The 26,976-nt window shown below is 70.7% G+C and carries 30 protein-coding genes; 12 read left to right on the forward strand and 18 right to left on the reverse strand.

Going from position 1 to position 26,976, the window contains the following annotated elements:
* Nucleotides 1-35: 35 nt before the first annotated feature.
* Nucleotides 36-713 (reverse strand): cation efflux transmembrane domain-containing protein, encoded by a 678-nt coding sequence (locus LN042_RS31610; RefSeq protein ID WP_230054865.1) that lies wholly within the window; start codon nucleotides 711-713, stop codon nucleotides 36-38.
* Nucleotides 713-1,048: an ArsR/SmtB family transcription factor gene (locus tag LN042_RS31615; RefSeq protein WP_230054866.1), complete on the reverse strand. Its 336-nt coding sequence runs from the start codon at nucleotides 1,046-1,048 to the stop codon at nucleotides 713-715. The genes LN042_RS31610 and LN042_RS31615 overlap by 1 nt, the downstream gene beginning before the upstream one ends.
* 198 nt (nucleotides 1,049-1,246) lie before the next feature.
* Between LN042_RS31615 and LN042_RS31620 the strand changes: the two genes are divergently transcribed.
* The 6 genes from LN042_RS31620 to LN042_RS31645 all read left to right on the forward strand — a co-directional run bounded on the left by LN042_RS31620 (nucleotide 1,247) and on the right by LN042_RS31645 (nucleotide 6,575).
* Nucleotides 1,247-2,209, forward strand: coding sequence for a metal ABC transporter solute-binding protein, Zn/Mn family (locus LN042_RS31620; protein WP_230054867.1), 963 nt, complete (start codon nucleotides 1,247-1,249; stop codon nucleotides 2,207-2,209).
* Entirely contained in the window at nucleotides 2,206-3,129 is a 924-nt protein-coding gene (locus LN042_RS31625) for a metal ABC transporter ATP-binding protein (protein ID WP_230054868.1), read from the forward strand. The genes LN042_RS31620 and LN042_RS31625 overlap by 4 nt, the downstream gene beginning before the upstream one ends.
* Nucleotides 3,116-4,039, forward strand: coding sequence for a metal ABC transporter permease (locus tag LN042_RS31630; protein WP_230054869.1), 924 nt, complete (start codon nucleotides 3,116-3,118; stop codon nucleotides 4,037-4,039). The genes LN042_RS31625 and LN042_RS31630 overlap by 14 nt, the downstream gene beginning before the upstream one ends.
* On the forward strand, nucleotides 4,036-4,869 hold the full coding sequence (locus LN042_RS31635; RefSeq protein WP_230054870.1) for a metal ABC transporter permease: 834 nt from the start codon (nucleotides 4,036-4,038) through the stop codon (nucleotides 4,867-4,869). The genes LN042_RS31630 and LN042_RS31635 overlap by 4 nt, the downstream gene beginning before the upstream one ends.
* 26 nt (nucleotides 4,870-4,895) lie before the next feature.
* A complete protein-coding gene (locus LN042_RS31640) occupies nucleotides 4,896-5,423 on the forward strand; it encodes a Fur family transcriptional regulator (RefSeq protein ID WP_308191896.1) in 528 nt (175 codons plus the stop codon).
* A 198-nt stretch (nucleotides 5,424-5,621) separates the two neighbouring features.
* Nucleotides 5,622-6,575, forward strand: a complete 954-nt coding sequence (locus LN042_RS31645; RefSeq protein WP_230054893.1) for a hypothetical protein — start codon at nucleotides 5,622-5,624, stop codon at nucleotides 6,573-6,575.
* 248 nt (nucleotides 6,576-6,823) lie between these two features.
* Here the strand turns inward: LN042_RS31645 and LN042_RS31655 are convergent, their stop codons facing one another.
* From LN042_RS31655 to LN042_RS31670, 4 genes are read right to left on the reverse strand one after another with little or no spacing between them, the layout of a single operon-like run.
* A complete protein-coding gene (locus tag LN042_RS31655) occupies nucleotides 6,824-7,297 on the reverse strand; it encodes a GNAT family N-acetyltransferase (protein WP_230054890.1) in 474 nt (157 codons plus the stop codon).
* Between the two features lie 35 nt (nucleotides 7,298-7,332).
* Nucleotides 7,333-7,752: an arsenate reductase ArsC gene (locus LN042_RS31660; protein WP_230054871.1), complete on the reverse strand. Its 420-nt coding sequence runs from the start codon at nucleotides 7,750-7,752 to the stop codon at nucleotides 7,333-7,335.
* A gap of 49 nt (nucleotides 7,753-7,801) precedes the next feature.
* Nucleotides 7,802-8,548 (reverse strand): aquaporin, encoded by a 747-nt coding sequence (locus LN042_RS31665; RefSeq protein WP_230054872.1) that lies wholly within the window; start codon nucleotides 8,546-8,548, stop codon nucleotides 7,802-7,804.
* The gene (locus tag LN042_RS31670; protein ID WP_230054873.1) at nucleotides 8,545-8,916 is read right to left on the reverse strand and encodes an ArsR/SmtB family transcription factor; all 372 of its coding nucleotides are present in this window, start codon (nucleotides 8,914-8,916) and stop codon (nucleotides 8,545-8,547) included. The genes LN042_RS31665 and LN042_RS31670 overlap by 4 nt, the downstream gene beginning before the upstream one ends.
* A gap of 91 nt (nucleotides 8,917-9,007) precedes the next feature.
* Here LN042_RS31670 and LN042_RS31675 point away from each other — a divergent pair, with 91 nt between their 5' ends.
* Together LN042_RS31675 and LN042_RS31680 are read left to right on the forward strand one after the other, a co-directional pair.
* Nucleotides 9,008-9,511 (forward strand): ArsI/CadI family heavy metal resistance metalloenzyme, encoded by a 504-nt coding sequence (locus tag LN042_RS31675; RefSeq protein WP_230054874.1) that lies wholly within the window; start codon nucleotides 9,008-9,010, stop codon nucleotides 9,509-9,511.
* Nucleotides 9,512-9,890: 379 nt separating this feature from the next.
* The gene (locus LN042_RS31680; protein ID WP_372495852.1) at nucleotides 9,891-10,136 is read left to right on the forward strand and encodes an FAD-dependent oxidoreductase; all 246 of its coding nucleotides are present in this window, start codon (nucleotides 9,891-9,893) and stop codon (nucleotides 10,134-10,136) included.
* A gap of 548 nt (nucleotides 10,137-10,684) precedes the next feature.
* Here the strand turns inward: LN042_RS31680 and LN042_RS37480 are convergent.
* The 5 genes from LN042_RS37480 to LN042_RS31705 form a co-directional block, all read right to left on the reverse strand.
* Nucleotides 10,685-12,922 (reverse strand): exo-alpha-sialidase, encoded by a 2,238-nt coding sequence (locus LN042_RS37480; RefSeq protein WP_283843974.1) that lies wholly within the window; start codon nucleotides 12,920-12,922, stop codon nucleotides 10,685-10,687.
* Nucleotides 12,923-13,248: 326 nt separating this feature from the next.
* Nucleotides 13,249-14,499, reverse strand: coding sequence for an immune inhibitor A (locus tag LN042_RS31690; RefSeq protein WP_230054875.1), 1,251 nt, complete (start codon nucleotides 14,497-14,499; stop codon nucleotides 13,249-13,251).
* A 358-nt stretch (nucleotides 14,500-14,857) separates the two neighbouring features.
* Entirely contained in the window at nucleotides 14,858-16,075 is a 1,218-nt protein-coding gene (locus LN042_RS31695; RefSeq protein ID WP_230054876.1) for an NAD(P)/FAD-dependent oxidoreductase, read from the reverse strand.
* Nucleotides 16,072-16,350 carry a ferredoxin gene (locus LN042_RS31700; protein ID WP_230054877.1) on the reverse strand — a complete coding sequence of 93 codons (279 nt, stop codon included), beginning with the start codon at nucleotides 16,348-16,350 and terminating at the stop codon, nucleotides 16,072-16,074. The genes LN042_RS31695 and LN042_RS31700 overlap by 4 nt, the downstream gene beginning before the upstream one ends.
* Before the next feature lie 4 nt (nucleotides 16,351-16,354).
* On the reverse strand, nucleotides 16,355-17,032 hold the full coding sequence (locus LN042_RS31705; RefSeq protein WP_230054878.1) for a ferric reductase-like transmembrane domain-containing protein: 678 nt from the start codon (nucleotides 17,030-17,032) through the stop codon (nucleotides 16,355-16,357).
* Between the two features lie 175 nt (nucleotides 17,033-17,207).
* Here LN042_RS31705 and LN042_RS31710 point away from each other — a divergent pair, with 175 nt between their 5' ends.
* Both LN042_RS31710 and LN042_RS31715 read left to right on the forward strand, forming a co-directional pair.
* On the forward strand, nucleotides 17,208-17,579 hold the full coding sequence (locus LN042_RS31710) for a BlaI/MecI/CopY family transcriptional regulator (protein WP_230054879.1): 372 nt from the start codon (nucleotides 17,208-17,210) through the stop codon (nucleotides 17,577-17,579).
* A gap of 22 nt (nucleotides 17,580-17,601) precedes the next feature.
* Nucleotides 17,602-18,504: a M56 family metallopeptidase gene (locus LN042_RS31715; protein ID WP_230054880.1), complete on the forward strand. Its 903-nt coding sequence runs from the start codon at nucleotides 17,602-17,604 to the stop codon at nucleotides 18,502-18,504.
* A gap of 190 nt (nucleotides 18,505-18,694) precedes the next feature.
* On the opposite strand, the gene LN042_RS31720 is transcribed toward LN042_RS31715, so the two are convergent.
* The 6 genes from LN042_RS31720 to LN042_RS31745 all read right to left on the reverse strand — a co-directional run bounded on the left by LN042_RS31720 (nucleotide 18,695) and on the right by LN042_RS31745 (nucleotide 25,427).
* A complete protein-coding gene (locus LN042_RS31720; protein WP_230054881.1) occupies nucleotides 18,695-19,306 on the reverse strand; it encodes a cation diffusion facilitator family transporter in 612 nt (203 codons plus the stop codon).
* Nucleotides 19,307-19,363: 57 nt separating this feature from the next.
* Complete coding sequence (locus tag LN042_RS31725; RefSeq protein WP_230054882.1) at nucleotides 19,364-19,903, reverse strand: Chromate resistance protein ChrB; 540 nt, start codon at nucleotides 19,901-19,903, stop codon at nucleotides 19,364-19,366.
* Nucleotides 19,904-19,996: 93 nt separating this feature from the next.
* A complete protein-coding gene (locus LN042_RS31730) occupies nucleotides 19,997-20,743 on the reverse strand; it encodes a MerR family transcriptional regulator (RefSeq protein ID WP_230054883.1) in 747 nt (248 codons plus the stop codon).
* 711 nt (nucleotides 20,744-21,454) lie between these two features.
* A complete protein-coding gene (locus LN042_RS31735) occupies nucleotides 21,455-24,166 on the reverse strand; it encodes a glycosyl hydrolase (RefSeq protein ID WP_230054884.1) in 2,712 nt (903 codons plus the stop codon).
* Between the two features lie 205 nt (nucleotides 24,167-24,371).
* Complete coding sequence (locus LN042_RS31740; protein WP_230054885.1) at nucleotides 24,372-24,638, reverse strand: hypothetical protein; 267 nt, start codon at nucleotides 24,636-24,638, stop codon at nucleotides 24,372-24,374.
* A gap of 249 nt (nucleotides 24,639-24,887) precedes the next feature.
* Nucleotides 24,888-25,427 (reverse strand): hypothetical protein, encoded by a 540-nt coding sequence (locus LN042_RS31745; protein ID WP_230054894.1) that lies wholly within the window; start codon nucleotides 25,425-25,427, stop codon nucleotides 24,888-24,890.
* On the opposite strand from LN042_RS31745, the gene LN042_RS31750 reads away from it, so the two are divergent.
* Together LN042_RS31750 and LN042_RS31755 are read left to right on the forward strand one after the other, a co-directional pair.
* Complete coding sequence (locus LN042_RS31750; protein ID WP_230054892.1) at nucleotides 25,341-25,610, forward strand: ArsR/SmtB family transcription factor; 270 nt, start codon at nucleotides 25,341-25,343, stop codon at nucleotides 25,608-25,610. The two genes, LN042_RS31745 and LN042_RS31750, sit on opposite strands and share 87 nt — an antisense overlap.
* The gene (locus LN042_RS31755) at nucleotides 25,607-26,317 is read left to right on the forward strand and encodes a cation efflux transmembrane domain-containing protein (protein WP_230054886.1); all 711 of its coding nucleotides are present in this window, start codon (nucleotides 25,607-25,609) and stop codon (nucleotides 26,315-26,317) included. Before LN042_RS31750 ends, LN042_RS31755 begins: the two co-directional genes overlap by 4 nt.
* 131 nt (nucleotides 26,318-26,448) lie before the next feature.
* On the opposite strand, the gene LN042_RS31760 is transcribed toward LN042_RS31755, so the two are convergent.
* A partial coding sequence (locus tag LN042_RS31760) for a tyrosine-type recombinase/integrase (RefSeq protein WP_230054887.1) occupies nucleotides 26,449-26,976 on the reverse strand: 528 nt, incomplete at its 5' end.

The raw sequence follows: 26,976 nt of genomic DNA on the forward strand, positions 1-26,976 counted from the left end.
GCCGTCACAGCTCGCCGAGGCGAGTCGATCACAGGTCAGCAGGCACAAGCACCGGTACAGGCGCAGGCGCAGCCGCCCTGGCTGGCCTCGGCGGCAGGGAGTGCGCAGCAGGCTTCGCCGCGCCAGGCCTGCCGGCCCTCCTTGACCGCGATCGCAGCGATCGCCAGGGCGGCGACCGGGTCGGCCCAGGACCAGCCGAGGGTGACGTTGGCGAGCAGGCCGACCAGCAGGACCGCCGAGAGGTAGGTGCAGAGCAGCGTCTGCTTGGAGTCGGCGACCGCTGAGGCTGAGCCGAGCTCGCGTCCGGCTCGGCGCTGGGAGGCGGAGAGGACCGGCATGACCGCCAGGGACACGGAGGCCAGCACGACCCCCAGCAGCGAGTGCTGCGGGTGGCTGCCGCCGCAGAGCGTGAGGACGGCGTCGATGCTCACGTATGCGGCCAGCACGAAGAACGACAGCGAGATCATCCGCAACGTGACGTGCTCCCGCGCCTCACGCACCACGTGCTCGCGAGCGGAGAACTGCCAGGCCAGGGCGGCGGCTGAGGACACTTCGACGAGGGAGTCCAGGCCGAAGCCGACCAGCGCGGCAGAGGAGGCCAGGTTGCCTGCGGTGATGGCGGCGACGGCCTCGACGACGTTGTACGCGATGGTGGCGGCGACCAGCAGTCGGATCCGGCGGGCCAGCGCCTCGCGCCGAGCCGGGGTAGGCATCAGCAGCAGTCCTGGTCCGCGGCGTCCGGGCAGGAGCGGGCCCGGTCGACGGCGAGGACGGCGGTGCGAACGTCGTCCAGGGCGTGGCCGAGCTGCGGGTCGGCGAGCTCGTAGCGGGTTCGGCGGCCGACCGGAACAGCGACCACCAGGCCACAGTCCCGCAGGCAGGCCAGGTGGTTCGACAGTCGCGTGCGGGAGATCCCGAGCGCTTCGGCCAGGTCGGCGGGGTGCGCCGGGGAGTCCCGAAGGGCGAGCAGGAGGCGGCAGCGGATCGGGTCGGCGAGTGCGCGGCCGAACCGCACCAGGGCGTCGACGTCGGTGGCAGGCGTCAGCATGTGGCCGACGATAGTTCATGATGTCCTGGATTCATAGATCTCTGAACTGACGGTCCGGCCAAGTCAAGATTCGGTAATGATTTTCATCTCAACGCCAATCATTCTGGTTTTGAAAATCATTTCTGACTAGCGTGGGAGTCGTCCAGCCGAGGTGGGCCCTTCCACAGGGGCCCGCAGGTCTCAGAGGAGTACCCCGCCATGCGCGCCGTCCTTCCCCGCTCCGTCCGCAGACATCCCGCCCGCTTCGTACTGAGCGCCGCGGCCGTCGCCGCGCTTGCGGCCACCAGCGCCTGCTCGACCTCCTCGTCGGCCAAGACGAGTTCGCCCGGCGCGGCCGGTTCCAAGACCATCCAGGTGGTGGCGGCGGAGAACTTCTGGGGCAGCATCGCCACCCAGCTCGGCGGCTCGCACGTGAAGGTGACGAGTGTCATCACCAACCCGGACACCGACCCGCACTCCTACGAGCCGACGGCCAGCGACGGCCGGACCATCGCGGGCGCGGACTACGCGATCACCAACGGGATCGGATACGACGCCTGGTCGGACAAGCTGCTGGCCGCCAACCCTGCGCCGAACCGGACAGTGTTGAAGGTCGGTGACCTGGTGGGGAAGAAGGAGGGCGACAACCCACACCAGTGGTACTCGCACGACAGCGTGTACAAGGTGATCGACCAGATCACCGCAGACTACAAGAAGATAGACCCGGCCGACGCGGCCTACTTCGACACCCAGAAGCAGACCTTCGAGACCCAGACGCTGGCCAAGTACAACCAGCTGGAAGCCGACATCAAGGCGAAGTACGCGGACACCCCGATCGGAGCCTCCGAGTCGATCGTCACCCCGCTCGCCGAGAGCGTGGGCCTGAAGATGCTCACCCCGGAGACGTTCCTGGACGCGGAGAGCGAGGGCACCGACCCGACCGCCGCCGACAAGGCGACCATCGACCAGCAGATCAGCGGCAAGCAGATCAAGGTCTACGTCTACAACACCCAGAACTCCAACCCCGACGTGGTGGCCCAGGTGAACGCGGCCAAGGCACAGGGCATCCCGGTGGCGCAGGTCACCGAGACCCTGGCGCCGGCCAACGCCACCTTCCAGGACTGGCAGACCCAGCAGCTGCAGGGCATCGCGGACGCGCTGAAGGCGGCGACGGGCAAGTGAGCATCCACCCGACCGAAGAGGTCCGTACGACCATGGACCCCAGTGCTCGATCAACTGGGCCCAAGTCAGGCGCCGAGCCGGTGCTGTCGCTGCGCGGCGCAGCCGTGCGCGTCGGAGGGCGGACCCTGTGGTCGGGTGTCGATCTGACCGTCGGCGCAGGGGAGTTCACCGCTGTCCTCGGCCCCAACGGAGTGGGCAAGTCCACCCTGGTCAAGGTGCTGCTCGGCGTGCTGCCGGCGGCAGCCGGCGAGGTGCGGGTGCTGGGCGGCGTACCGGGAGCGCGCAACGCGGCCGTGGGGTACCTGCCGCAGCGCCGCAGCTTCGACGCGAGCGTCCGCATCCGCGGGGTGGACGTGGTGCGCCTCGGCCTGGACGGGGACCGGTGGGGGATCCCCGTCCCGGGCCTGGGCCGCGCCAAGCGCCGAGCGGCGCGCGAACGCGTCGCGGAGGTCGTCGAGCTGGTCGGCGCTTCGGCGTACGCGCACCGGCCGATCGGGCAGTGCTCGGGCGGCGAGCAGCAGCGACTGCTGATCGCCCAGGCACTGATACGGCGCCCGCAAGTCCTGCTGCTGGACGAGCCACTGGACAGCCTCGACCTGCCCAACCAGAGCGCCATCGCCGCGCTGCTCGGCCGGATCTGCCACCAGGAAGGCGTGTCCGTGGTGATGGTCGCCCACGACGTCAACCCGATACTCCACCACCTGGACCGGGTCGTCTACATCGCCGAGGGCGGCGCCGTCGCCGGCACACCCACCGAGGTGATCACCTCCGAGACACTGACCCGCCTCTACCGCACGCCAGTCGAGGTACTGCGCACGAGCGACGGCCGGCTGGTCGTCGTCGGCCAGCCCGAGGCCCCGGCCCTGCACAGCGACCGACACTCCGAGCCCGGCGCGGGAGGCGGCCATGTTTCTGGCTGACACATCGTCGCCCGCCGTCTCCTGGAATCTCCTTGCCGACTTCCAGCAGATGTGGGCGTACCCATTCATGGTCAACGCCTTCCGTGCCGGCGCGATCGTCTCCGTAGTCTGCGCGGCGGTGGGCTGGTTCATGGTGCTGCGGCGGCAGACCTTCGCCGGACACACGCTGTCCGTCGCCGCCTTCCCCGGCGCCTCGCTGGCGATCCTGCTCGGCGTAAGCACCAGCCTGGGCTACTTCGGCTTCTGCGTGGCCGCCGCCTTGGTGATCGCCGCACTCGGGCGCAAGGGCCGGGACGCCGGCGCGGAGGAGTCCGCCGTCACCGGGACCGTGCAGGCATTCGCACTCGCCTGCGGCTACCTGTTCATCAGCCTGTACAAGGGCCTGTTGGAAGGGCCCACCGCGCTGCTCTTCGGCAGCTTCCTCGGAATCACCACCGGCCAGGTGACGCTGCTGGCGATCGTCGGCGCGCTCGTCCTCGCCGTCCTGGCGGTGATCGGACGCCCGCTGCTCTTCGCCACCGTCGACCCCGAGGTCGCCGCCGGGCGCGGGGTGCCCGTGCGCCTGCTGTCCACCGTGTTCCTCGTCCTGCTGGGCGCGGCGACCGCCGAAGCCAGCCAGATCACCGGCACGCTGCTGGTCTTCGCGCTGATGGTGATACCCGCCGCCACCGCCCAGCAGCTCACGTCCCGACCGGGCCGCAGCCTGGCGCTCGCCGTGCTGATCGGATTCGGCTCCTGCTGGCTGGGCCTGATCGCCGCCTACTACCAGCCCTACCCGCTCGGCTTCTTCGTGACCACCATCGCCTTCACCGGCTACGTCCTGGCCCACCTCGGCCGCGCCCTGCACGAGGCGCTGGGCTGGTCCCGGTCCCGCGGCCGGACGCCGCTTTCGATCGGAGGTACGGCATGAACGTGCTCACCCAGCCCTTCTTCCAGCACGCGCTGCTGGCCGGTACCGCGATCGCGCTCGCGGCCGGCCTGGTCGGCTACTTCCTCGTCCTGCGCGCCCAGATCTTCACCGGCGACGCACTGAGCCACGTCGCGTTCACCGGCGCGATGGCCGCTCTGGCAGGCGGCTACGACCTGCGGCTCGGGCTCTTCGCCGCCACCATCGGCGTCGGCCTGCTGCTGGGTGGGCTCGGCAGCCGGGGCCGTCCGGACGACGTGGCGATCGGCAGCGTCTTCGCCTGGATCCTGGGCCTCGGCGCCTTCTTCCTCACCATCTACACCACCTCCCGCAGCGGTGCCCAGGGCGGCGCCGGAACCAGCGTCCTGTTCGGCTCGATCTTCGGCCTGAGCACCAGCCAGACCCAGCTCGCCGTCCTGATCGCCGCCGCGATCAGCATCGTGCTGCTGCTGATCGCCCGCCCGCTGCTCTTCGCCACCCTGGACGAGGCCGTCGCAACCGCCCGCGGCGTGCCCGTACGGCTGCTCGGCTTCGGCTTCCTCGCCCTGGTCGGCGCCACCGCCGGCGAAGCCACCCAGGCGGTCGGCTCCCTGCTGCTGCTCGGCCTCCTCGCCGCCCCGGCCGGCGCCGCGATCCGCCTCACCGACCGTCCCTTCCACGCCCTCGCACTCTCCGCCGGCCTCGCGGTCGCCGAGATGTGGAGCGGCCTCCTGCTCAGCGCCGAAGCCCCCAAACTCCCGCCGAGCTTCGCCATCATGGCCACCGCCAGCGCGGTCTACGCCGCGACCTTCCTGATCCGCCCCCGACGTACGGCCCTCCCGGCAGCGGCCTGACCACCATGTCGCAACGGGGGAACAACATGAACGACACACAGGTCTCCGCCCTCGCGGCGGCGTTCGACCGCAGCGCAGCCAACGCCGCCGCCAGGCCCGGCGACCGCACTGCCGACGCCGCTCGGCCACCGGCTCCACCGGGTGAGGTCGAACTGATCGGGAGGCCGACGCCGCAGCGCACCGAAGTCCTGCAAGCCCTGGCCCACTGCGAGGAGTTCATCAGCGCCCAACTGCTCCACGCCGGGCTCCTTGCGGCAGGCTCACGCGTGGGGCTGAGCACCGTCTACCGCACCCTCACCGCACTCGTCGTGGCCGGCCGTGCCGACGTGGTCCGCGACGCCAACGGCGAGCGGCTCTTCCGCTACCGCCCCGACGACGACCACCGCCACTACCTGCTCTGCCGCCAGTGCGGGATCAGCATCCCGGTGGACGCCGGCCCGGTCGAGACCTGGGCCGACCAGATCGCCCGCACCTCCGGCTTCGCGGACGTCCAGCACACCGTGGAGCTCACCGGGACGTGCACCGGCTGCATTGCGGCGCGGGCCGGCAACTGAACTTCCCAACCGGGCAGAGCCGCTGGGGCCGTTCTCACCTCAGCCACACCGGTGTTGTGGTCCGATCTCTCGCGGGCAGGGAACGCCGGAGCGGTGCGGCCGGCGCCCGGCTCGATCGCCCCGACAGAAAACTCGCTTGCTGATTCGGCCCGCTGACCGATGATTCCTCCAGGAGCAGGACGGCGCGGGAGATGGCAGATGACGAATCCGAGCGGACTTCCCGACTTCGGCGACCGCCGGGCCGAGCCCACCGCGCATGAACTTGCCGAAGGCACGGCCGCACTACTCCGCGAAGTCGACGTCGCGCTGTCCTCCAACCGATGGGCGATGCTCGACACCGGATCAACGACAGTGAAGTTCAAGCTCTACGAAGCGGCTTCGCTGCGCCACTGCTGTCTGCTCCTTGGAGAGCTTGCCCAGGCCGCCGACAGCGGAGCCGAGCTGACCGTCCGGATACTCGGACGATGCCTGGTGGAGGCATTCCTCCGAGCGCTCTACCTCCACTACGGCGGCCACGACGCTCTGGTCCGCATCGCTCAGGACACGCTGCACCAACACGTCAAGATGCACGAGAACATCCAGGACTCCAACCAGCGCCTTGCCAGGGCCCGACGGGCAGCTCGGAAGCGTCTTGCCAAGGCCCGGGCCGCGAACAGGGGAATCGCCCGGCGGAACGCCGAGCAGCCGAGCAAGGCGCCGCTGCCACTCCACCCCGAGCCGTACGTTCCCCGGCTGGCGCCGAGCGGGCTCGACCTGAGCGTAACCATCGCGGAGTTCGGCGCACTGACCCCGCAGGCGCTCACCGTCGTCGAGACCGTCGACGCGCTGACGAAGCTCGGGCCCGAGAAGGGATTCAGCAATGAGGACCTCACGCCGATGTACCACCTGTACCGTGGCCTGTCCGCCCGCGGAATACATCCGTCGTTCGCGGTGTACGAGTCGTACCTTCTCCACGGGCACTTCGTCCGTACCGCACAGGACCTCGGCCCACCGGCCATGACGAATGCCATTTGGGAAAGCGTCCTCTACATGACTGCCTTCCTGGCCGGCCGCATCCTCACCGACAACGGACAGCCGACGCCCATCGCCGACGCTCTGTGCGAGCGACTCGCCCCAGAGCCCGACGGCAGCGCAGCCTGGCGCTCCCGGTAACCCGTCTTCCCGAGGTACCCGGAGGGTGATGCCGAGGGCGGCGCAGCGCTGTTTGGTGAGGGTGCGGATACGGGAGTCGGCGGCGACGCCGTCGACCGCGACGAGGGTGTCGATGCCGTGGTCGGTGCCGGCGCGGACGGCTTTGTGGGTGAGGGTGTCGGCGATGGCCTCGTATATGCAATAGGTGGGGCGCTTTCCGCGTCGCACCGTTCACCCGCAGATGGCTCTGGCGGCAATCCGGGGTGAATTCAGAAGACAGCGGGGCTGCGGCGTTCGACGAGGGTGACGTCGCGCCAGATGCCGTGGTGTTTGCCGATGCGTTCGCGGGTGCCGATGACGCGGAAGCCGACGCGGGTGTGGAGGGCGAGGCTGGCGGTGTTCTCGGGGAAGATGCCGGACTGGATGGTCCAGATCCCGGCGGCCTCGGTGGAGGCGATCAGCGCGCCCAGGAGCGCGCCGCCGACTCCTCGGCCGCGGGCGTCGGGGTGGACGTAGACGGAGTGCTCGACGACGCCCGCGTACGCGCACCGGTCGGAGACCGGTACGGCGGCGGCCCAGCCCAGGACCCGGCCGTCGTCGGCGAGGGCGACCAGGCGGTGGTCGGGGAGCTTGGCGGCGTCGAAGGCGGCCCAGTCGGGGGCGGCGGTCTCGAAGGTGGCGTTGCCCTCGTCGATACCGTGCTGATAGATCGCCAGGACTTGCTCGGCGTGCTCCGGCAGCATCCCGGCAACCCAGACGCCGCTGCCCGGATCCGCGGTCACGCCGCCGCCTCGATGCCGAGTTCGGCCATCAGGCCGCGGATGCGCTGCTCGATCTCGTCGCGGATGGGGCGGACGGCCTCGACGCCCTGGCCCGCCGGGTCGGCCAACTTCCAGTCCAGGTACTGCTTGCCGGGGAAGTAGGGGCAGGCGTCGCCGCAGCCCATGGTGATCACCACGTCGGAGGTCTGCACGGCCTCGACGGTCAGCACCTTCGGCGTCTCGGCGGAGATGTCGATGCCGACCTCGCGCATCGCCTCGACCACCGCGAGGTTCACCGTGTCGGCGGGGGCGGATCCGGCGGAGCGGACCTGGACCCGGTCGCCGCCGAGGTGGGTGAGGAAGGCAGCGCCCATCTGGGACCGGCCAGCGTTGTGGACGCAGACGAACAGCACGGACGGGGTGGCGGGAGTGCTCACAGCAGGAGGCTTCCTTGATCGAGAAGAGTGGTGCGGGGGAGAGCCTGGGTCAGCGACCGGAGGCGGCGAGGTGGTGCTCGCCGTGCGGGACGACGACGTCCTCGCCGGACGGTGTCGGGCGACCGAACAGCAGGGCCACCAGCGCGACGCCGACCACGAGGCCGACGAGCTGGGCGGCGACGAACGGCAGGACCGAGCCGGGGGCGATACCGGCGAAGGTGTCGGTGAAGGTCCGGCCGATGGTCACCGCCGGGTTGGCGAAGCTGGTGGAGGAGGTGAACCAGTACGCCGCGCCGATGTAGGAGGCGACCGCGACCGGGGCGAAGTGCGCCCGGCCGGTGCGGGCCAGGCCGAAGATCAGCAGGATCAGTCCGGTGGTCGCCACGACCTCGCCCAGCCAAAGGTGCGGCGCCGAGCGGTCGTGACCGGACCAGTGGACGAGGGGCTGGGCGAACATCGCGTCGGCCAGTACCGCGCCGCCGATCGCCCCGGCGATCTGCGCGGGCACGTAGGCGGCGACCTCGCGCAGGCTCGGGCCCTCGCCGCCGTGGCGGCCGGTCCACCAGGCGGCGAGGGTGACGGCCGGATTGAAGTGGGCACCGGAGACCGGGCCGAGCAGGGCAATCAGCACGCCGAGGCCGAAGACGGTGGCCAGGGAGTTCGCGAGCAGCTGCACGCCGACGTCCTGGGAGAGCTTCGTGGCCTGGATGCCGGAGCCGACGACGACGGCGACCAGCGCGGCGGTCCCGACGAACTCGACAGCTGTCCGGCGGCCCAGCGGAGCGAGCTCGGTCATCTGGAGCCCCCTGCCGGAGCCTCCAGCAGCGAGGACAGGCGGGCCAGGGCTGCAGGGAGGACCCAGTAGTAGACCCAGGTCCCGCGCCGCTCGGAGCCGACCAGGCCGGCCTCGCGCAGCACCTTCAGGTGGTGGGAGATGGTCGGCTGGGAGACGTCGAACGGGCCGGTCAGGTCGCAGACGCACGCCTCGCCGCCGTCATGCGAGGCGATCAGGGACAGCAGCCGCAGCCGCACCGGGTCCGACAGGGCCTTGAACATCTTCGCCAGGTCGACGGCGGCTTCCTCGCCCAACGGCTCGCGGACCATCGGCGAGCAGCACGCCGCCGCCTCGTCCTGGCCGAGCACCGGCAGTTCCAGATTCGACATGTGTCTATGTTGACAGTCATCTATGAGGGTGGCAACCTGCGGCTGTATCGACAGCCGTCGATGCAAGAGACCCGGATCGGGGAGGACCGCCATGTCCCGTGTTCAGCTCGCCCTGCGTGTCGCCGACCTCGAAGGCTCCATCGCCTTCTACTCCAAGCTCTTCGGCGCCGAGCCCGCCAAGCGCCGCCCCGGCTACGCGAACTTCGCCATCGCGGAGCCCCCGCTCAAGCTCGTCCTGATCGAGGGCGAGGCCGGCGAGGACACCCGCCTGGACCACCTCGGCGTCGAGGTCGAGTCCACCGAGCAGGTCACCGCCGCCACTACCCGACTGGCGGAGGCCGGGCTGGCCACCTTCGAGGAGAACGACACCTCCTGCTGCTACGCGCTCCAGGACAAGGTGTGGGTGCACGGGCCCGGCAAGGAGCCCTGGGAGGTGTACGTGGTGAAGGCCGACGCCGACACCCTCGACAAGGCCACCCTCGCTCCGGACGCCCGCTGCGACACCACAGCCTGCTGCACCCCCGGCGAGCAGGCCGTCGGCCTCGGCCGGACGCCGGCCGAGGCGGAGGCCGCCGGGTGCACCTGCAGCAGTTGATGCGCCGGTCGCCGCGACGACCGCGTCATCGGCCTGCCGGCCGCCGGTCCTGACGACAGTGGGCAGGTGGGCCGGCATCGATGCCCGGCGCGCCCTCCGGCCACACGAGCAGCATCGGGCAGGGGGCGTAGTCGACGACGAAGCGGGCGGCGGGACCGAGGCGGTGGGGGCCGAGGTGGGTGCGGTCGCCATCGCTATCGACGGTCTGCTCGCCGCTGCGGCCCTGGCGGGCCTGGTCCTGAACAGCGCGCCGGGCTGATGGTGGGCCCCTTCTGGGTGGCGAGGCCCGGACCTCGAGAACCGATCACCGCCGCGACGCCGCCACCGACATGCCGTCGTCACCGTCCCGGACGGCACGCGATCGGCCGGATTCGGCGCGATCGAGCAGCTCTTCAAGGGCCAGCTGGAGCTGGACGCCGAGGGCTACCTCAAGGTCGAGGCCCCGTCGACCCGCACCAACCTCACCGGTGTCTTCGCCGCCGGCGACGTGGTGGACCACACCTATCGCCAGGCGATCACCGCCGCCGGCACCGGCTGCTCCGCCGCGCTGGACGCCGAGCGCTACCTCGCCCACCTGGCGCACGCCGCCGAGCAGGAGAAGGCCGCGGCCACTGTCACGGTCTGACGCCAACCACGCTCCCTGGCGGGCGAGAAGTAACGGTTCGCCTTCCACTGGCACGGTGGTGATCCGCGCCGCCAACTCCCGCTTCCCGTAACGGGCAGCATCCAGCGCGGTCATGCTCGCGGGCGTGGCGGTTATCGTCGCGTTGGCGGGCTGCGGTTCGGCGAGCAGGAAGGATCCGCAGGGGCCGCCCGCCGGACCGAGCACGACGGCCTCGGGTAGCGTGCCGACGGCGTCCCCTTCGGCGGCAGGCTCGGCGAGCCCGTCCGTGGCTGGGGTGGGCCCGGTTGCGCCGTCCTCAGCCGGGGCTGTCACGAGTACCGCGGCGCCCTCGGTTGCAGCCGCGGCGTCGCCTTCGGTCCGTCCGGGCCGACCACGGCCGCGCCCTCGCCCATTGCGTCGGTGCCGGAGCCGGTGTCGACCTTGCCGGGTGACGTGGAGAACCCGGTGGATCCGGTGCACCGGAGCGTGATGCCGACCCATCCGAGGAGCTGACGTAGCGCTGGCCGGCCCGCTGGGCAGAGCGGGCCGGCCAGTTCAATGATGTGGCATCAGTTCCTGACGGGCAGTGTGCTTCCTGCAGTCGGGTGGTTCGCCGTGCTGAACAGGACGGGGCCGGTGGTGGAGGGCGTGGTCCCGGAGTGCAGGGCGAGGCCGCCGGAGACGGTGTACAGGCCCTCGTTGAACGCCTGGCCGTTGGTGGGGGTCTTGCCGACGGCGAAGAGGGAGACGCTCTTGCCGTTGACGACCGAGGTGGAGATGTAGTCGCCGACCATGCTGCCCTGGGTGCTGCTGGCGACCTGGGCGAGCGACATGGGTCCGGCGACGGTCTGGGGGGTGCTCCAGGTGGCGCCTGCGTTGGTGGAGGAGATGAAGCCGACCTCCAGCTGGCAGGTGGACGTGGTGCAGTTGGCGTTCGGGTAGAAGTAGTAGTAGAGGCCGAGCTTGGCGGTGGCGCCCGAGGTGGTGTGGTCGATGCCGAAGCCGGGGATGAAGTGGTCCACGCTGCTGGTGGTGGCGTCGATCGGTACCCGGGTCACGGCCGACCAGCTGCTGCCGTTGCTGGAGGTCGAGTAGACGATGTCGTTGGAGGAGCAGCCGGAGCGGAAGCGGCAGTCCTGCCAGGCGACGTAGATGTTTCCGCTCGCGTCGATCTCGGCGGAGGGCAGGCCGCTGCCGTCACGCAGGCCGCCGGCGACGGTGTGCGAGGAGATGTTCGAGACCAGGACGCTGGAGTTCCAGGAGGCGCCGCCGTCGGTGGAGGTGAAGGCGCGGACCGAGGACCCGTCGGTGGAGAACGGGACGACCACGGTGCCGTTCGGCTGGACCAGGGGCTGGCCGCCGAGCCCCGAGTCGCCGCTGGCGGGCGAGGCCGGGGCGGACCAAGTGGACCCGCCGTCGGTGGAGGTCGACATGACCACGGCGTTGCCGGAGGAGGTGACGTCGACCTCGACGTAGCAGTTGCCGTAGTGCGGGCTGCTGGCCGTGTTGTCGCAGACGATCCATTCCTTGTCGTAGCCCTGGCCGTCGTTGCCGACCGCCATGACCGGGTTCTGCCAGGTCAGGCCGTCGGTGGAGCGGCTCACGCTGACGCCTGCGCCGTTGACGTTGGCGTCGATGACCAGGCCGGTGATCATCCAGGTGCCGTGCTTGGCGTCGTAGGCCACCGTCGGGTCCGAGACCCGGGCCCAACTGCCGCCGCCCTGGTAGGTGGTGATGCCGGGGAGCATGCCGTGCTGCCAGGTGGTGCCGCCGTCGGTGGAGGTGTTCCATCCGATGTCGGAGGCGCCGCCGTCGGTGAACCGGCCGACCTGGGAGGAGCCGACGATGGTGTTGCCGTAGGCGAAGGTGTCCGGCTCCAGCTCGGTGGCGTGCTGGCTGGTGCTGTTGGTGAAGGGGTCGCTGCTGACCTGGACCAGGCTCGGGCCGGTGCCGTTGACGGTGAGCGTGAAGCTTGCCGTGTGGGTGGCCGAGGTACCGGTGCCGGTCACGGTGATCGGGTAGCTGCCGGACGGGGTGCCGGCGGCGGTGCTCACGGTCAACGTGCTGGAGGCGCCTGCGGTGACCGAGGCCGGGTTGAACGAGGCCGTGGCGCCGGAGGGCAGGCCGGAGGCGGAGAGGCTGATGGTCTGCGCGGAGCCGGAGGTGACCGCGGTGGAGATGGTGGAGGTGGCTGAGCTGCCGGCGTTCACCGTGGCCGAGGCGGGGCTGTCGGTGAGGGAGAAGTCGTTGGCCGCGGTGCCGCCGGTGAGGGTGACGTCGTCGTAGAGCGTGTAGGTCGGGTCACCCGGATAGTTGTCGTCCTTGCTGCTCAGCGTGAGCGTGTAGTTGTGCCCGGCGGTGAGCGCGCTGGTGACCTGCTTCCAGCCGCCGCCCTGCGTGCAGGTCTTGGGTAGCACGGTGGCGGTGGTGTTGCTGGTGGTGTCCTTCAAGGTGGCGGTGGCCCAGTCGTAGGTGACTGTGTCGGGGCAGAACACGTCGTACCAGAAGCCCAGTTGCGGGCTTCCGGTCGGGGCGGTGAAGGACTGGCTGATCGAGGAGGTGCCGTTGGTCGGCGCGGCGCCTCCGACCTGGGCAGCGTAACTGCCGCTGTGCGGACCGCTGGTGGTGACCGAGGTGGTGCCGGCCGTGGTCCAGCCGGTGAGGCCGCCGGACTCGAAGCCACCATTGGCGATCGAGGTGGCGGCCACGGCTGGGGTGGCCGTCGCGGCGACGCCGGCGGTGATCAGTGCCGCCGACGCGGCGGCGGCGAGGGCGCGCCGCCAGATGTGGGGGAAGAGCCGTCTCATCCAGGACTCCTGAGTTGCGGCCGGGCGTGGGGCCCGGCGCCACCGATATGGGGGTGGTGGTGCGGGAGTTGCGCTGGTACGGGTCTCGCGGGAGGAGCGGTGCGGGCCGCCGATGGGAGCGGCGGCCCGTACGTGGGGAGGGCTGGGCGCGGATGCACCGGGTTGGCAACTCGGAAGTCTGGCCCGGGACATGACACCGCACAAGATGTGCGACGACATCTACGTGGTAGAAACGCGGGTGTTACGCAGTGCAATCGGGTTGATGTGGACGCAGCCTGGCCTCGGTGCCGGTACCGGGACGGGTAGCGACACCGAGGCCGGCTCGGTCAGGAGACGGTGACGGCGGTGTCGTCGATGACGAAGGAGGTCTGCTTCTGCGAGTCCTCGGTGCCGGTGAACTTGAGCGTGACTGCTTGCCCCTTGTAGGGGGAGAGGTCGAAGCTGTGCTGGGTGTAGCCGGTGGCGGCGTTGAGGTTGGAGTAGGTCGCCAGGGTGGTCAGGACGGTGCCGGAGCTGTTCAGGACCTGAACCTTGAGGGTGTCGTAGGCCGTGGTGGTCGAGGTCTCGGCGGTGTCGACGTGCAGCCAGAAGCTGAGCGAGTAGCTGCTGCAGCCGGCCGGCAGGGTGACGGGCTGGGAGAGGGTGTCGGTGGTGGCCGTGCCGTAGCCGTCCAGCCAGGCGTCCCAGGAGCCGGAGTGCGGCGGTTCGCTGGAGCTGTTGTTGAGCACGCCGGAGCTGGCGGTCCAGGGTGCGGCCGTACCGGTCTCGAAGCCGGGGTTGCCCAGGAGTTGGGCGGGCGTGCAGGTGCCGGTGGGGGTGGGTGAGGGCGTCGGGGTCGGGGACGGCGTGGGCGTCGGGGTCGGGGTCGGGGATGGTGTGGGCGTCGGGGTCGGGGTCGGGGATGGTGTGGGCGTGGGTGTTCCGGAGCCGAACTGGATGTCCAGGACGGCGTGCAGCTCGATGCCGTTGGGGGCGACTCCCGTCTGGCCGTGGAGGAAGTCGAAGAAGCCGACACCGGTGATGGTGACTGGTACGTTGGCGGTCTGGAAGCTGCCGGTGGGGGAGTACTTGGCGTCGAACTCGGCGCGCGCGTTCTTGATGCCTGAGGTCAGCACGCTGCCGGTGCCGACGCAGGCCGGATCCGGGATTTCCGCGATCATCGTGTGACCGGCGTTGTCGTCCAGCACCAGGTGGTAGTCCGAGTCGGCCTCCAGCTTGTACTGGTCCAGGGTGGCGCTGAGCTTGAAGACCGTGGTCTCGGTGGGCTGCACCCGGTTGTCGGCCGGCAGGGTGCTCGGCGTGGTGAGCGAGGTCAGGGTGGGGATCGTGGTCGCGGTGGTGGACTGCAGGTTGATCAGTGAGGCGTCCGCGTCGGTGCCGGTCTTCACCGCCCATCTCTCCACTCCGCAACTGCCGGTGGTGGAGTAGTGGTTGGCGGTGACCTCCTCGTGTTCTTCGGCGTCGGGGTGTTCGCTGTGCCGAGGCCCGGCGCTGACGGCGGTCATCGACGCTATGACGGCTACGGCGGCAGCTGCCAGGATTGCCAGCAGCTTCCGCCATCTCTTGTTGCTGTGCACGTGCGGCTCCCGGTGTGGGGGATGGAGCCAGGGCCCGGGGGCGTGGGGCCGCCGGCTGGGGACTGCTGTGCTGTGCGAAGGAGCTGTCCTGCAGTGTCCCGCCCGAGAGTTGACGCGCATAGACCCGTGGCGTTAACGCTTGATGATGCTTTGCCAGCGGCGATAGGAGTCGAAGTAGCCGGTGTCGGTGGCGAGTTGGCCCCGGCGCAACGGTGATGGTGTGCGGCTCTGATGTGGGCCCTGAGGGCCGGTGAGGCGGAGGCCTCACAAGGCTGACGCGCCGTCATCACCTGACGGGGTGCTCGGCCGGAGCAGCGTCTCCGACCGGGCACCCCGGTGCATCACGCGTGCAGGCGCGTCACGCGGCCCGGCGCCGTGCCAGGGGCAGGCCGATCTGGTCGCGGTAGGCGATCAGGGCGCGCGGGGCGTCCAGGGCGACCGCGCCGACCAGGATCTCGGTGCCGTGCTGGTCGGGACGGGTGTACCCGAGGACGTACCGGCCGGACTTCGGTGCACCGGTCAGCGGGACGGTCGCGGTCCCGAGGGCGGGCATGCCGGCGGACTGGATCCGCAGGCCGTGCTGGTGGGACCAGAAGCGCGGCACGGGAGTGAACGGCGCGGCAGCGGTGGGCCCGGCCAGCAGGCTGTCGGCGGCGTGCTGGCCCATCTCGATGGCGTTGATCCAGTGCTCCACCCGGCGCGGCACCGCGTCGAAGCGCAGATTGGGCCAGGTGGCGGCGTCGCCGGCCGCGACGATGCCGTCCAGGGCTCGCCCGTCGGGGCCGATCACGTGGCAGGTCGGGTCGCAGGAGACACCGTCTGCCAACTGGACCCCGGAGGCCTGCAGCCAGTCGGTGCGGGGCTCGGTGCCGACCGCGACCACCGCCGCGTCGGCCTTGAGGACGGTTCCGTCTGACAGGTGCAGGCGCAGCCCGCGCCCGGTCTCCTCCCACCGCGTCACGGTCGTGCCCAGGTGCAGGCGCACCCCGGCCTTGGCGTGCTGCTCGGTGACGGTGGCGGCGACGGTCGGGCCGAGCGGGCCGGTCAGCAGGGCCTCGCGCGGCTCGATCAGGCTGACCGTCAGCGCGCGGTCGCGCGCGGCGCAGGCGACCTCGCAGCCGATGAAGCCGCCGCCCACCACCACGACGTGCCGGGCTCGGCCCAATGCCGCGTCGAGGGCGCGGGCGTCATCCAGGGTGCGTACGGTGTGCACCCTGCGGCCGAACGGGATGCCGCCGGGGCGGCGCGGGGTGGTGCCGGTGGCGATGACGAGGCCGTCGAAGTCCAGTCGGCGGCCGTCGCCCAGGTGCAGGGACCGCTGGTGGGGGTCGAGGGCGACGGCGCTGGTGCCCAGCACCCAGGTCGCGTCCACATCCCGATGGGCGGCCAGGCGGAGTTCGGCGGGCTGGCGCGTTCCGGCGAGGAGTTGCTTGGACAGCGGGGTGCGGTTGTAGGGGCGGCGAGGTTCGTCGCCGACGATGACGATCTCCCCCGTCCAGCCGCGTTCGCGCAGGCGCTCGGCCGCCGAGAGCGCCCCGAGTCCTGCCCCGGCGACGGCGATCCGTCCGCTGCTCATCGTGCCTCCCGCAGGGTGATGGCCTGCATCGGGCAGACGCGGGCGGCCTGCCGCACGGCCGGGCCGTCGGCGGCCTTCGGGTTGGCGTCGTAGCGCAGTCGGCCGTCCGGGCCGAGGTCGAAGACGGTAGGGGCTTCCTGCTGGCACAGGCCGAACAGCTCGCAGTGGTTGTTGTCGATGCTGACCTTCAACCGCTCCGGCTCGCCGACCGGCCGCGGCAACACCGGGGCGGCGAAGCCCACCGGGGCGTGGGCCTCCTGAACGTGCTCGGGCATCGCGTCAGACCTCCTGCGGCGCGATGCGGGCGGCGACGGCGGTGGTCGCGGGCAGCAGACGCAGGATGAACAGCAGGATCGGGGCGCCGGCGATGCCGCACACGAACATGCCCATCAGGCCGAGCGCCTGGACCTCGGCAGAGGCGGTGACCACGTGCAGCAGGGAGAGGCCGAAGGACGGGTAGGCGAGGTAGTGGACGATGTGCCAACGGCGGTAGCCGAGCAGCTTCTGCACCCAGATCGACACCGCGACGGCCAGGCCGAGTTCGAGGCCGATGATGCCCCAGGCGACATCGGACTGCCCGCCGGCGACGAACGGCACCGCCATGTTGACGTAGGTGAAGTGCACGCCGGTCTGGAAGACGTAGGCCAGGGCGTGGATGCAGCCGAACGACAGGCAGATGACCGCGAGCATCATGTGCCCGCCGTACAGGGTCTGCCGCTTGACGGACCGCTTGGCCCAGCCAGTGGTGGTCAGCACGCCGAAGCACACCGCCAGCGCCATCAGCCCGTAGGAGAAGTACCCGGCCAGGGTGGCGATGTGGCGCACACCCTGGTCGTACTCGTTGTACGTGCCCTCGGCGAGGGTGGCGGCATGGGCCGGTGCCGCCGCTGTCAGGGCGGCCACCACGGGCAGGGCGAGCGCGGCGACCAGCGCCGGGCGGGAAAGGGGGGTCGACAAGCGGAACTCCTTGCACCAGCGCCGCACGAGGGCGCGACAGGTCGGTTCGCCGGGCGTCGGTCAGCCAGCGAACTCCTACGACGCGTAAGACTAGCGGCCGGTTCGGAGCTCCTACGGTCGGGCCGGGTAAAGTCTTACCCTCCGTAGGAGAACTGGGATACGGGAGGCGAACCGGATGACGGGCGAGGGCCGCGTGCAGCGGGAGAGCGGCGCACTGGAGGCCGAGGTCATGACCGTGCTCTGGCAGGCCAACGCCCCGATGGCGGCTGGCCAGGTCCACGAGGCGATCGGCGATGCGGAGCTGTCCTACAAGACGGTACTGACCGTGCTGGCCCGGCTGCATGCCAAGGGCCAGTTGGAGCGCGAGCGGGCTGGCCGCGCCCACGCGTACGCCCCTTGCCAGGATGCCGCCGCGGCGGCGGCCGAGAAGATGACCGCCGCCCTGACCGGCATCGGTGACCGCACCGCGGTGCTGCAGCGGTTCGTCGACGCGCTCGACCCCGATGCCGAAGCGGCACTGCGCGCGCTGCTGGATGCCCGCGACTGACCGGGAAGGACCCGCTCGGCCCGTGTACGTCACCGTCTACCTGCTCCTGCTGGCGCCCGGCCTGCTGGCCGCGCTCGGCCCCGCCCTGACCCGGCACCTCGCGCCGGCCGCCGCCGTCCGCGCCCTGACCGCGCTGGCGATCCTGGCCTCTGCCTCGACCGCGTGGGGGCTGGCGGTCCTCGCGATCGGCGGACTCGCCCGCACGGGCGAGGTCCAGGCATACGCCAAGAGCGACCCGGCGGCACTGGCCGCCGCTGACCCGGTCCCGCGGACCCTCGGCGCCCTGGCCGCCGCCCTACTGGTGATCGCGCTGGTCCGGTTCACCCGCGCCGCCTGGCGCCGACAGCGCGATGTCCGCGCCCTCACTCCGCTGCGGGACCTTCCCGCCGCCGGCGACCTGATCGTCCTGGACACCGAGAACCCGGACGCCTACGCGCTGCCCGGCCGCGCCGGGCGGATCGTGGTGACTAGCGGCATGCTGCGGGCCTTGCCCCATGACGAATGCCAGGTCATGCTCGCCCACGAACGCGCCCACCTGCGCCACCGCCACGATCTCTACGCAGCCGCCACCGTGTTGGCTGCCGCGTTCAACCCGCTGCTCGGCAGGGTCCGGGAGTCCGCCGCGCTGCAGATCGAACGCTGGGCCGACGAAGACGCGGCCGCCCAGGCGGGTAGCCGACACCTGGCCGCCCGGTCGCTGGCCCGGGCCGCTCTTGCCACCACCGGCCGGGCCGGCGGGCTTCGCGGTTCGCTCGCCTACCTGCGCCACCAGGTCACGGCCCGCGTCGCCGCCTTGCAGGCCGCCAGTCCTGCCAGCTGCTGGAGTGCCGCCTGGCCCGCGCTCGTGCTCGTGCTGCTGACCACCCTCGCCCTCGCCGACACCACCGGCGCGCTCGGGCGCTTCCTGGAGGTCCTCCACCCGTGACCGCGGAGCAGGCCCGCGGCCAGGCACGCAGGGGCGGGCACGTCATCGGTTCCCGGAGCGGGTAGCACGTTTTGACCCGCGGATTCTCTCAGCGAGATGGGCGGGATGCTCTTTTCCGCCTGGTGGGCGGCACCGCGAAGCCGACGGCCCCGGCAGCTGCCGGGGCCGTCGGCTTCGCGCGGGCGGGCACTCAGTGGTCGCCGGTGAAGATCTCCTTGACCTCGCGCACCGCGTAGTAGACCAGCACGTACCCGGCCAGCGGGTCGGCCCACCAGAGGCCGGCCGTGGTGTTGAGGACCAGCCCGATCAGCACGGCGGCGGCCAGCAGCCCGTCGATCAGGGTCACTCGACCCTCCGTCTTGAGCACCGGGTTGTCCAGGGCCGCGCCGGTGCGGGCCTTGCCCGCGGCGAGGGCGAACATCACCGCGGCGGTGACGGCGGTCCAGACGATGCCCAGAGGCGAGTGGTGCGGGCGGAAGCCGGTGGCCAGCACCCAGGTGGACTGCACCAGCAGGTAGACGGCCAGCAGCGCGAAGCCGGCGCCGATCAGCTTCAGCGCGCGCTTCTGCCGCTCCTCGCCGGTGCCGGACAGCTCCCAGATCACCACGGTGGAGGCGCCGATCTCGATCAGCGAGTCCAGCCCGAACCCGGCCAGCGCCACCGACCGCGCGCCGATCGCCGCGATGGCCAGGACCACGATGCCGACCACGTTCCAGCTCAGCGTGGCGTACTCCAGGGCGAAGCCCCGACGCAGCAGCGCAGCGCGGGGCACCCCCACAACCTCATATTCTTCACTCGTCACACATCGAGAGTAACCGCCGTTAGATTTCTTCTGTCACCCCGGCTGGTCTCGATGCCGTCACACCTGGTCGGTCTCGGTGGCGTAGACGCGTTCGGCGAAGCCCTCCAAGGCGGCCGAGCACGTCTCCAACGCCTCGGCGGTCTCCTGCTGGCGGTCTGCGCCGAACCGGTCGCGGGCGCGGATCTTGTCGAACCAGGACTTCAGCTTGGCCAGGTCCTCGTCGTTCTCTTCCAGTTCGGCGTAGGTGAAGTGCTCGCCGGTGGTCTCCTCTTCGATCTCCGCCAAGAAGTCCCGGCAGCGGCCGATCACTTCGGCGTACTCCTCGTTCCGGGCCGTGTTGAAGGCGGCGACCACCTCATCCTGCCCGGCCAGTGCCTCGGCCCGCAGCAGTTGGGCGGTGCCGCCCATCTCACTGATGTCGTTGCGCAGGACCCGCAGTGCCCGTTCGGCCTCCGGTGAGGCCGGTAGGGCCGCCAGTGAGTTCTGCAGGTACACCGCACCCAGGGCCTTCAGCCGTCGCCACACCCCGGCCCGCAGCCGGGTCGGTTCGGTGGGAATCCGGTAGCTGAGCAGCAGCCATTCGATCGCATCCGCCATGGCGCCAGTCTGCCCGCCCGGCATCCGGGACCGGCGCGCGGCCTGCCCTTCAGCCACGACGGCGCGTGGAGCCGTCCACCGATCGGCCCGGGCTCATCCCGGATGGAGGCCGGGAGCTGTGCCGAACAGGTCGGTCAGCAGCCCTGCTCCGTCGGCGCCGGTGCCGACCTGCAGGTGGATCACAGGGTGGTCGAGGCGGATGTCGAAGTCGAAGAACGGGCAGCACTCCTGCTCGGCGACGGCGAGCACCGCGATCTCGCCGGCCCGTTCGGCCGGCAGCGTCAGCCGCAGTCCACCAGGGAACGGCGTGCGCTCGGCGCCGTCGAGCAGCTCGTGCCAGCGGGCGGTGCGCTCCACCTGACCGGCGCCGGTCAGCGAGCAGGCCACCGGCGCGGTGTCACGCCAACCCTTCTCTCTTCGGGTTCCGGGCCCCGTGGAGGAAGGGAGCCCGCACTCCGGGGTGCAGCGCTCGGTCCGGTCCGGCAGCGCGTCCAGCCGTTCCAGCGCGATGTGCAGTGCAGTGGTGAAGGTCCCCAGCGCGGTCGCCCGCCGCTCGGCCTCTGCCAGGCGGCCCGTGATCCGCAGCCGGAGGTCGGCCTTCACTTCGGCGCACGACCCGCCCTCCCAGACCGTGAGCAGACCGGTGATCTCGTCCAGCGTCAGCCCCAGCTGCTTGGCCGCCCTGATGAACGCCAACCGCTCGACCGCGTCCTCGCCGTAGGTCCGGTAGCCGGAAGCGGTGCGGCCGGCTGGCAGCAGTCCTGCGCCCTCGTAGAACCGCAACGTGGTGGCGGGGACGCCGGTGCGCTCGGCGAGTTGGGAGATCCGCATCAGGCTCATGCAGGTGACCGTAGACCTTCGACCCGGCTGGAAGGTCAACCTCGGTGAGCCGGTTTGTGCGAGGGGCGGCCCTGCCCGGTGGGGACGGTGCTCCGCTCTGCTGACCGACCCGGGACAAGACTGTCAGCGGGGCTCGGTCCGCGAGTCTGCTACCGCACCGGTGATGCGGTGACGTGGTGAACCGGATCGACCGGGTTCTCGGGGTCGACCGGGTTCTGGGGGGCGGTGGGGTTCTGCGCGGGCGTCGGCGTGGTGGTGGGTGCGGGGGCCGGGGGAGTGGTGCGCGGGGGTGCCGGTGGCGGGGCGGTCGTGCGTGAGGGGGCGGGGTTGGTTGGCCCGCCGGTTGCGGAGGGGGTGCTCGCGGGCCCAAGTGTGCTGCTCGGGCTACCGGTGGCGGAGGCGGACGGTGAGGCTGCGGTCGTTGTGGGGGCCGTGCTGATGGGCGGTTGGGGGTGCGGGCTCGGGTGCTGGGAGCTGCAGGCAGCCAGGGCACTGGCCAGCAGGGCTGCCGTTGCGGTCAGTACGGCGCGGTGTCGGTTCATCAGCACCCTTCCGGGATTGGCGCGGTTCGCTTGGGCGTGCCTTGGACCGTAGCGGGTGCCGATCGGTTCCGGGATCGGTGGGTGGGCCAGGGGGTGGGCCCGGATATGCCGGGCCCGGCCCGGCCTCCGTGGAGGTCGGGCCGGGCAACGGTGCGCAGCGGTCGGGCGGTCAGTTGTCCTGGTTACCCTGGTCGTTCTGGTCATCCTGCTCGTTGCGGCCGAGGTGGCGCGGGTCGATGGACCAGATGCCGCGGCCGTGGGTGGCGGCGTAGAGCTTGCCGTCGGGGCCGGTCTTGAGCTGCATCACCGTGGTGGTGGGCAGGTGCTTGCCGAGGACCTTCCAGCCGGTCTGGCCGGGCGCGCGGTAGAAGGCGGCCAGGTCGGTGCCGAGCGCGATGCCGCCGTCGGGCAGCAGGTTGAGCGAGTCGGCGGGGACGTCGGGCAGGTTGGCCGAGATGTCGCTCCAGGTGGCGCCGCCGTCGTGGCTCTCGAAGACGTGGCCGATGCCGGCGCCGGGGCCCTCGGTCCAGGTCCGGGAGAAGCCGTTGAACGCGACGAAGACGTGCTGGGCGTCGTTCTGGTCGACGGCGAAGGAGGAGATGTAGCGGTTGGGCAGGGCGCCGTCGACCGGCAGGTTCAGCTGGTGCCAGCCGGTGCCGTCGGCGTTGCCGACCGCGATGCCGCGGGTGAAGCCCTGGTTGTTGCACGGGCCGCACCAGCCGGCGTAGATCGTGCCGCCGGAGGAGGCGAGGGCGGTGGCGAAGTGGCCGGCGCCCAGGTCGTAGGCGCTCTTCCACTCGCTGCCGCTGCGGATCGCGAAGCCGTTGTTCTGCACCCAGACGTGCTGGCCCCCGGAGACCCAGGTGCTGGGGTTCTTCTGGTCGGTGGTCATCGGGGCGATGAACCGGGCCGAGCTGGTGGCCTTGTCCGGCGGGGCGACCTCGAAGGAGGTGGCCTTGGACGGGTCGGTGGACCAGACGCCGTTGTTGACGGCGCAGTTGTTGGTGACCCAGATGTCGGCGTAGACGTACTCCGCGGCGATGTTGCAGCCGTTCTTCGGGTCGACGAGGGTGTCGCCGCCGTCGCCGCCGAAGTTGGAGCCCATCACCTTGTCGTGGGCGCGCAGGATGGACTCGCCGTTGTCCTGCATGCCGCCGCTGACGGCGACGCCCTTGCCGGCCGGGTCGGCCGGGTCGGTGCCGATGCCGACCGAGTAGTACTGCAGGGTGTCGATGGTGCCGTCGTTGAGGGACTTCCAGTCCTTGGCGTGGCCGCCGGAGTCGACGGCGCCGTTGACCGGGCGGTCGTAGATGCCGCCGTCGTTGCCGACGTAGACCGAGGGCTTGCCGTGGTAGCTGCCGATGGCGACGGCGTGCTGGTCGGAGTGGACGGTCGGCGAGCAGTCACCGGTCTGCTTGGTCGGGTCGATGCTCCAGCACGGGAAGCCGAAGTTCCAGTACGGGCCGGGGGTGGTCCAGCTCTGGCCGGCGTTCTTGGTCTCGAAGACCTCCTCCAGTCCGGCGTAGACGTGGTCTGGGTTTGTGGGGTCGACCTGGAGGAACTGGTTGTACCAGGCCTGGATGCCCGGCTCGTAGCCCGCGCTGGTCAGCGCCGAACCGGAGCCCATCAGCTTGTCCTTGTCCGCGATCAGCGTCCACGGGCCGAACGGCGAGCCGGACTTGGACTCGTAGATGCCCTTCAGTCCGGTGTCCGGGTTGCTGGCCATCACGGACGGGGACTGGTCGATCGCGTAGTAGCGCGAGCCGTCCGCCGAGCGGGCGAAGGTCACGTTGCCGACGTTCGCGGCATCGGTCGGCAGGTCGCCGAGCGAGCTGACACGCTGCCAGCTGCCGTCGGTGGCCTTGCTGTAGAACCCGTTGTAGGTGTCGCCGCTGCGCCAGCCGACCGCGAGGACGACCTTGGTCGGGTCCTTGGGGTCGATGGCTATGTCGTTGGCGATGTTCTTGTACGGCGCGCTCGGGTCGGCGGCCTTCGACCCGCCGGGCAGGTAGTCCGGGTTCGGGGCGAACTCCAGGGCCCACGGGCCGGACAGGTCGGTGGTGGAGTGGCTCCACACGCCGCGGCTGGTGGCGGCCCACACCTTGCCGCCGCCGAAGCGCAGCGCGTGGATGGTGGTGGACTCCAGCTCGGCGCCGCCAACCCGCATGCCGGGGCTGAACTTGCCGTGCTTGGGGTCGGCGAGCACGTACACGCCGGTGCCGACGTAGGAGGTGGCGCCGGTGTTGGACTCGCCGGTGGCATACCAGAGCCGCCCGGAGTCGTCCAGGTCCAGTGCGCCGGTGGACAGGGAGGGCAGCTTGTCGGAGATCGCCTCCCAATGGCCGCCGCCGGTGCTGGAGCGGAACACCCCGCCGTTGGCGCCACCCGCGTACACGTAGCCATCGTTGTCGGCCGCGATGCCGGTGATTCGGCCGCTGGTCTTGCCGGCGCCGCCGCTGGAGTTGGAGTTGACGTCGCGGTAGCGCGGGTCGTCCTCGTTGTACGGCTTGTTGGTGACCTGGTCCCAGGAGCCGCCGGTGTGCGGCATCGACTGGAGCTGGGCCCACGCCGCGCCGTAGGCGCCAGGGGCGATGACACCGGGAGCGGTGCGGGCCTCCTGGAACTGCGCCGTCGACTCCATGGAGTTGAAGGCGTCGTCCGAGCCGTCGTCGCCGCCGTCGGACTTGCCGTCCAGCATCGGGGCCTGCCGACCGGTCGATCCGGTCTTGGCGCCGTGGTGGTGGGCGGTGTCCGCGAGGTGGGTGGCCTGCCACGGGCGTGGTGCGGACGGGTTCGCGGCAAGGGCCTGGCTGGTCGTCAAGCCGAGTGTGGTCAGCGCGATGGCGCTGATGAGGAGCGGGCGGCGGTTCCTGCTGGCCATGGTGTGGTGGTCCTCCCCGGAGCCGTTCGGGCGCACGCGGTCGCACGTCGCCCACCAAACACGGTGAAGCATTCCGGGTTGGACACGGTGGAGTGAAGAGGCAGTGGATAACGAATGATTAACGGCAAATCAGTTAGTAAATCAGTGAATAGCCGGCGAAGCCCCGTCCTTGCGGATCAACCGGCCGGACGGGGCTACAGGAGGATCAGCCCGAGAGCGCCACAGTGATCACCAGGGTCTTCCCAGGTGCGTCAGCGGGCCCTGGCGCGGAGGCGGTGATCTCGGAGACATCGGGGCTGATGCCCTGGATCGTGAAGGTGTCATCGCCGTCGCGGTCGATCGCCTGGTCGCTGACTCGAGCGGCGGCGCCCAGGACGCGGTCGACCTGGAAGGACTCCCGGGCGGGATATGGCGACTTCAGCCTGACGGGGACGGTGGCCCCTACCCACAGGTCGACACGGCAAGACGCCACCGGCTCGACTGCTCCTCCGGCCTGCAGGCACCGGTCGGAGGCCGGGCCGGTTGGACCAGGGCTGAGGACAACACCGCTCGGAGTCACGGGCGGCAGAGTACGAGGTGAGACCTGCGCTGCCGGCTGAGTGGAACGGGCGGCGCCGGGGGCTGATGCTGCTCCGCAGCCCGCTAGCGCGAGAACGGCCATGGAGCAGGCGAGCCGCCTGGCCAGCTGACGGTGACTCCGCTCCATGGCCTTTTCCCTTGCTCAATTGGTGACTCGGGTGATGCCGATGGACCAGTCGCCCATGTCGGGCGCATCCGCCTCGGCAGCCCACATGACCGAGGAGTTGGTGGGGTCGATCATCAGACTGCTGAAGTCGCCCCAGCGGTAGCAGGGCGTCGAACTGCACCGGGCGTTGTCATCGCCGACAGAGGTGCCAGTGTAGTTGCTCGACCCTTGTAGGACGTAGACGTTGCTGGTGATGGTTCCGCTGGAGTTCACGTGGGCCACGGCTGCAGACACCGGGATGCTGGTTCCGGACAGGGCGTAGTTGATCGTCTGGTAGTGGCCGCGGGTTTCGGCAGCACGTCGCGCCAGGAGGCTCAGAGGTAACATCGCTATATGACGATGATAGCTGCCGATGTGCATTCCGATAGGAGTGGCCTTCAGCCCGCTGCTGCCCTGTTCCGGTCGCTCGGTGATCCGGCCCGCCTGGCGATCGTCCGGCGGCTCGCGGTCGGCGAGGCCCGTGTAGTTGACCTGGTCGACCAGTTGGGCCTTGCCCAGTCGACGGTCTCCAAGCACCTTGCCTGTCTTCGCGAATGCGGTTTGGTCGACTCCCGTCCGGTCGGCCGTGCGTCTGTGTTCACCCTCACCCAGCCCGCGCTGATCGACCTGCTCCGGGCCGCCGAAACCCTGCTGGCCGCCACCGGCGACGCCGTCGCCCTCTGCCCCGCCTACGGCACCTCCGAGGGAGGTCAAGCGTGAACGTCCCCCCTACCGCCACCAGCAAGACCGCCCCCGCCGACGGCGCCGACACATGCGGATGCGCAGACACCTGCGCTCCTGCGGCCCCAGCTGTCGTCCACGACGCTCAGTGGCTCCGCGCGGCCCGGTGGGCCCGCTGGCTGGCCTGGGCGAGCCTGCTGTGGATGTGCACGGAGGGCGCGGTCGGCCTGTGGCAGGGCATCGCCGTCGGCTCCATCGCGCTGGTCGGGTGGGCGCTGGGCAGCGCGGTCGAAGGACTGGCGAGCGTGATCGTCGTGTGGCGGTTCACCGGATCGCGCACCCTGTCGGAGACCGCTGAACGCCGCGCGCAGCAGGCAGTCGCCGTCTCGTTCTGGCTGCTGGCTCCGTATGTCGCCGCGGAGTCCGTCCGCGACCTCCTCACCGCCCACCACGCGGAGTCGACCTGGATCGGGATCGCACTGACCGCCGTGGCCCTGCTGGAGATGCCGCTGCTGGGCCGGACCAAGCACAAGCTCGCCAGGCGGCTGGACTCCAAGGCCACTGCCGGCGAGGGCACCCAGAACTACCTGTGCGGTGCCCAAGCCGCCGCCGTCCTGCTCACCCTGGCCGTCGTCGCCGTCTGGCCCGGCGGCTGGTGGCTCGACCCGGCCATCGGACTGGTCATCACAGCAGCGGCCATCTGGCAAGGCGTCGAAGCCTGGCGCGGCGAGGAGTGCACCTGCTGACGGAGGTGAACGCGCCACCAGAGCGGGTGCTGTCGAATCTCGGATTCTCGCGAACCGCGAACACGGCACTCCAACTGCGGGGGCCTGCACCTCGGCAGCACGGCTCCACATGGCCGCTGGGACCAGCAAGGCTACGCCGCGAGGGGGAAGGGCTCAGCGCTCTCGGGCCCTGTGCGGTTCACATGCTGTTGCGCATCTGCCTGGTCGAGGGCGGTGGAGAGCGCCTTGACGGCTTCGTCGGCGGAGTCTTTGAGGAGGTGGCCGTAGAGGTTGATGGTGATGGCGAGGGTGGTGTGGCGCAGTGTCTTGGAGACGACGGCGATGGGGATGCCCATGGCGATCATGATGCTGGCAGCGGTGTGGCGGAGGTCATGAAGGCCGATCTTGGGCAGGTCGAGTTCGGCGGTGCGTTTGCGGAGTTGGTCGAGGACCCACTGTGGGCGAAGCGGCAGGCCGTCGGGCTTGGCGAAGACGAGGCCTTCGAGTCGGCCGTCGGGGTGGGCGGCCATCTGTAGGGCGGCTTGGCGGTGGAGGGCGGTCATGACTCTGGGGGAGAGGCTGATCCAGGCGCGGCTGGCCTCGGTCTTGGGCTCGCCGAAGAGGGTGTCGTTGTTGTTGACGGCGGCGAGGGTCCAGCGGACGTAGAGCTTGCGGTCCAT

Source organism: Kitasatospora humi, from assembly GCF_020907985.1.
GTDB lineage: Bacteria > Actinomycetota > Actinomycetes > Streptomycetales > Streptomycetaceae > Kitasatospora > Kitasatospora humi.

Excerpts from the sequence above, each read along its gene's own strand:
- LN042_RS31610 (WP_230054865.1), bottom strand. The coding sequence starts at position 713 with ATGCCTACCCCGGCTCGGCGCGAGGCGCTGGCCCGCCGGATCCGACTG.
- LN042_RS31615 (WP_230054866.1), bottom strand. The coding sequence starts at position 1,048 with ATGCTGACGCCTGCCACCGACGTCGACGCCCTGGTGCGGTTCGGCCGC.
- LN042_RS31620 (WP_230054867.1), top strand. The coding sequence starts at position 1,247 with ATGCGCGCCGTCCTTCCCCGCTCCGTCCGCAGACATCCCGCCCGCTTC.
- LN042_RS31630 (WP_230054869.1), top strand. The coding sequence starts at position 3,116 with ATGTTTCTGGCTGACACATCGTCGCCCGCCGTCTCCTGGAATCTCCTT.
- LN042_RS31635 (WP_230054870.1), top strand. The coding sequence starts at position 4,036 with ATGAACGTGCTCACCCAGCCCTTCTTCCAGCACGCGCTGCTGGCCGGT.
- LN042_RS31640 (WP_308191896.1), top strand. The coding sequence starts at position 4,896 with ATGAACGACACACAGGTCTCCGCCCTCGCGGCGGCGTTCGACCGCAGC.
- LN042_RS31645 (WP_230054893.1), top strand. The coding sequence starts at position 5,622 with ATGACGAATCCGAGCGGACTTCCCGACTTCGGCGACCGCCGGGCCGAG.
- LN042_RS31655 (WP_230054890.1), bottom strand. The coding sequence starts at position 7,297 with ATGCTGCCGGAGCACGCCGAGCAAGTCCTGGCGATCTATCAGCACGGT.
- LN042_RS31665 (WP_230054872.1), bottom strand. The coding sequence starts at position 8,548 with ATGACCGAGCTCGCTCCGCTGGGCCGCCGGACAGCTGTCGAGTTCGTC.
- LN042_RS31670 (WP_230054873.1), bottom strand. The coding sequence starts at position 8,916 with ATGTCGAATCTGGAACTGCCGGTGCTCGGCCAGGACGAGGCGGCGGCG.
- LN042_RS31675 (WP_230054874.1), top strand. The coding sequence starts at position 9,008 with ATGTCCCGTGTTCAGCTCGCCCTGCGTGTCGCCGACCTCGAAGGCTCC.
- LN042_RS37480 (WP_283843974.1), bottom strand. The coding sequence starts at position 12,922 with ATGAGACGGCTCTTCCCCCACATCTGGCGGCGCGCCCTCGCCGCCGCC.
- LN042_RS31695 (WP_230054876.1), bottom strand. The coding sequence starts at position 16,075 with ATGAGCAGCGGACGGATCGCCGTCGCCGGGGCAGGACTCGGGGCGCTC.
- LN042_RS31700 (WP_230054877.1), bottom strand. The coding sequence starts at position 16,350 with ATGCCCGAGCACGTTCAGGAGGCCCACGCCCCGGTGGGCTTCGCCGCC.
- LN042_RS31710 (WP_230054879.1), top strand. The coding sequence starts at position 17,208 with ATGACGGGCGAGGGCCGCGTGCAGCGGGAGAGCGGCGCACTGGAGGCC.
- LN042_RS31725 (WP_230054882.1), bottom strand. The coding sequence starts at position 19,903 with ATGGCGGATGCGATCGAATGGCTGCTGCTCAGCTACCGGATTCCCACC.
- LN042_RS31730 (WP_230054883.1), bottom strand. The coding sequence starts at position 20,743 with ATGAGCCTGATGCGGATCTCCCAACTCGCCGAGCGCACCGGCGTCCCC.
- LN042_RS31735 (WP_230054884.1), bottom strand. The coding sequence starts at position 24,166 with ATGGCCAGCAGGAACCGCCGCCCGCTCCTCATCAGCGCCATCGCGCTG.